Source organism: Okeania sp., from assembly GCF_983059655.1.
In genome coordinates this window covers 1-4,020 of sequence record NZ_CEZPJD010000728.1, presented here as the reverse complement: position 1 = coordinate 4,020, position 4,020 = coordinate 1, and the positions used below count along the sequence as shown (strand labels likewise).

General features: G+C 36.4%; 3 protein-coding genes. 2 read left to right on the top strand and 1 reads right to left on the bottom strand.

What is annotated here, in order from left to right; translation table 11 throughout:
* Window positions 1–434 precede the first annotated feature (434 nt).
* Window positions 435–1,328 carry a 50S ribosomal protein L11 methyltransferase gene (gene prmA / locus AC3DU7_RS27435; RefSeq protein ID WP_488042430.1) on the top strand — a complete coding sequence of 298 codons (894 nt, stop codon included), beginning with the start codon at window positions 435–437 and terminating at the stop codon, window positions 1,326–1,328.
* A gap of 191 nt (window positions 1,329–1,519) precedes the next feature.
* On the opposite strand, the gene AC3DU7_RS27430 is transcribed toward prmA, so the two are convergent.
* On the bottom strand, window positions 1,520–2,089 hold the full coding sequence (locus AC3DU7_RS27430; RefSeq protein ID WP_488042429.1) for a hypothetical protein: 570 nt from the start codon (window positions 2,087–2,089) through the stop codon (window positions 1,520–1,522).
* A gap of 249 nt (window positions 2,090–2,338) precedes the next feature.
* On the opposite strand from AC3DU7_RS27430, the gene der reads away from it, so the two are divergent.
* On the top strand, window positions 2,339–3,700 hold the full coding sequence (der, locus tag AC3DU7_RS27425) for a ribosome biogenesis GTPase Der (protein WP_488042428.1): 1,362 nt from the start codon (window positions 2,339–2,341) through the stop codon (window positions 3,698–3,700).
* Window positions 3,701–4,020: the final 320 nt, after the last annotated feature.

Below are 4,020 nucleotides of genomic sequence, written 5' to 3'. Positions count from 1 at the left end.
TATTAACTGAAATTACCAAAGAACCAGGAATTAGGGATGCTTATACAGTTGCTCTTTAATAGACATCTCTAGAAAATAGGGAGTAGGGAGTAGGGAGTAGGGAGTAGGGAGTAGGGGGAAATAATTGATGATTTATTTACAATAATTGATTTTATTTTTGATTATTGGATATGTCTAATAGGTCATTTCAATTATCAGTTATCAGTACCTCTGCAATAAGGAGGCAAGAAAATACGGAATTCTCTTTTCTCTTGGTCGATTATATATGGCGAAGTCTAGGCTCCATATCCATGAGACCAAGAGAAGAAAAATTTTTCCCTATCGCGTCAATTCTCTTCTTTTCAAGGATAGGTAATTGTTAATTATTAATTATTAATTATTAATTGTTGAACCTACCACCTAATCTAAAATATAGTAGAAGAGCTGAAATTTTTATGGCATATAACTGGTGGGAAATTAGAGTATTGTGTCACCTAAATCTGGAGGAGGTCATTACTTGGCGTCTAGATACTTTTGGTTGCCGGGGTACTGCGAGTCAGGTCAAAGATAATCAGTGTTTAATATGGGCCTATATACCAGAAGAACAGGTCCAAATGTTGGACTTGTCAGCTTTGGCTATAAACTTACATCAGGATGCCATAAGTATGAATTTACAAATTCCATCAGTAGATTGGGATTTAATGGAGGAAGAAGACTGGGCAAGTAGTTGGAAACAATATTGGCAACCTCAAGAAATTGGCGATCGCTTTCTCATTCATCCTGCTTGGCTAGATTTACCAGAAAATATAGATAGAATTATCCTTCGTTTAGATCCAGGAGCGGCTTTTGGCACAGGAACTCATCCTACTACGGAGTTATGTTTGGAGTCATTGGAAATGCGCTTGGGGTTGGAACCTAATCCAGAAGCTATTATTGCTGATATTGGTTGTGGTAGTGGTATTTTGTCCATTGGGGCAGCATTATTAGGAGTACGTCAGATATATGCAGTTGATATTGACCCACTAGCAGTTAGATCCACTATTGGTAATCGGAAATTAAATGATATAACGGCTGAAAAATTAATTGTTGAACATGGAGATATTGAGCATTTAATTAAGTTAGCTTCTGGTCCGGTAGATGGTATAGTTTGCAATATTTTAGCTGAAGTAATTATTGATATAATTCCGCATCTGGAAGCGATCGCTAAACCTACAACTTGGGGTGTTTTGAGTGGAATTTTATTAGAACAATCTAAATCAATTGCTGATAATTTGGAACAAAATGGTTGGGTTGTGGCCACTCTTTGGAAACGAGGAGAGTGGTGTTGTTTTAATATTCGCCGTTCTTAATTTAAGAAGGTCGTAGGTGTTAAGTTTTAGGTGAAAATTTAAGAAGGTTTTAGGTGGTAGGTGAAAATTTTAATAACGAAGATATAGCAGTCGAAAGAAAGGGCGCGGACATATCAAAAGCTTAAAACTCAGACAAAGCCAGATTTTTCATTCTTTACTTCTTCCCTGCTTCCCTGCTTCCCTCTTCCTTCTTAACTTCTGCTGTAAAAATAAACATAGCCACTACAATAAAAAATATTAATTAGAACTATCAATACTTTTCCTATTTCAGAATTAATACTCGGAAATATCCGCAAAGTTGCTAAAAACACCAGTAAAATTTCTATTAAGGCAACAATTCCTCCATAATGTTTTGGGTCCCAATAAGAAATAGGACTAATAAATCGATAATTACTGAAAGGGAAAAAATGTCTATGAGCATCATTATTATGTACTGGTAAATCACCCAGAGAATGAAACACCAAACTAATACAAATAACTTGCATAATTTGCCAGCCAAAATAGTAAGAAATTAGTAATAAAATTATTGCTAAAGGAATAGAATGAAAAGTAGCAACAAGATTTTGTATTAATGGTTGATAATAGGCTTCTGACCAAATTTTTGCTTCTGGTAACCGGACAATAAATTTTGCCCAAAAGTAGAAAATAAAGATCGGAATATCTGGTAAAACTCCACCTATTACAATAGCAAGATTAGCTTGTGGTAATCGTGGTTTAGCAAGAAGAGCTAGATTAATAATGGCATGACTTGGTGTATTCATTAGGCAGAAGGAAAAGGGAAGAAGGAAGAAGGAAGAAGGAAGAAGATGATTTTTTTCACTACTAATTATAATTAAACAGACATGATATAAAACCTGCTTCAACAAAATTATTGCTATAATAAAAGTTTGAATAATTGGCGTTGATGAATCAAACTATGAATTAAGATATTTGGGCGAACCGTAATCAAGACCTATAGGGACGTTGCATGCAACGTACCTACCTATTCCCTAAATTAATTAAAATTAACTATGTCCTTACCTATAGTAGCTATTATTGGCAGACCAAATGTGGGAAAGTCCACAATTGTGAATCGCTTGGCCGGAAATCAAGATGCAATTGTCCATGACGAGCCAGGAATAACCCGCGATCGCACTTACCGTAACGCATATTGGCAGGACCGAGAATTTCAAGTTGTAGATACAGGAGGTTTAATATTTGATGATAATACAGAATTTTTACCCTTAATTCGCGAACAAGCTATGGCAGCTCTCGCAGAAGCAAGTGTTGCTGTTCTTGTAGTAGATGGACAAGTGGGCCTGACTGGAGGAGATGAAGAAATAGCTAGTTGGCTTCGTCAACAATCTGTCCCTACCCTCCTCGCGGTTAATAAGTGCGAATCTCTGACAGAAGGATTAACCCAAGCTGCAATGTTTTGGGAATTGGGCTTAGGAGAGCCTTATCCCATTTCTGGTATTCATGGCAATGGCACTGGAGAATTATTGGATGAATTGATTACCCACTTACCACCTATTGCAGAAATTCCAGAAACAAATGAGATTAGAGTAGCAATTGTTGGTCGTCCTAATGTGGGTAAATCTAGTTTATTAAATGCATTTCTTGGAGAAAATCGTGCAATTGTTAGTCCTATTTCTGGTACGACAAGAGATGCTATTGATACTGTAGTAGAACGTAATGAAAAAACTTACCGTTTGATTGATACTGCGGGTATTAGAAAAAAGAAAAATGTGGAATATGGTGCAGAATTTTTTGGTATTAATAGAGCTTTTAAAGCTATCCGTCGTACTGAAGTTGTTCTGTTTGTAATTGATGCTTTAGATGGGGTAACGGAGCAAGACCAAAAATTGGCAGACCGGATTATTGAGGAGGGTAGAGCTTGCGTTATTGTGGTGAATAAATGGGATGCTGTGGAAAAGGATGCCTATACTATTTATACTTATGAACAAGAGGTAAGATCGCGACTATATTTTATGGAATGGGCAGAGATGATTTTTATTAGTGCATCTACAGGAAAACGAGTAGAGAAAATTCTAGATTTAATAGATAATGCTGCCAATGAATATCAGCGTCGAGTGACAACTTCAGTGATTAATGAAGTTTTAGAGGAAGCTGTTAGTTGGAACTCTCCTCCAACGACTCGTCAAGGTCGTCAAGGAAAAATTTACTATGGAACTCAAGTGACAAGTAAACCACCAACAATTGCTTTATTTGTGAACGATCCCAAGCGTTTTCCTGATAATTATCGTCGTTATATACAAAGTCAATTTCGTCAACATCTAGGATTTACAGGAACACCTATAAGATTAATTTGGCGTGGCAAAAAAGCTAGGGAAGTAGAACATAATACTGTTAATAGAGCAACTCGTGTTTAGAGTTAATGAATTCAAAAGTCAAAAGTCAAAAGTTAGAATTTTTTTGTAACTAGGATTTGAGTAAGCCTCCAAAAACATTTTGCCTTAAGAGGCTGGGTTTTAGACCCAATTATTTTGATAATTAATAGGTAATTGTTAAAGTTAAAAATTAATATATTTTCCAGTTTTTTTGGGTGCATCTCAATATTTGCAAAAATACTTTTTTCCTATATATTCCCTGTTCCCTGTTCCCTGTTGCCTGTTGCCTGTTGCCTGTTGCCTGTTGCCTGTTGCCTGTTGCCTGTTGCCTGTTCCCTGTTGCCTGTTGCCTGTTGCCTGTT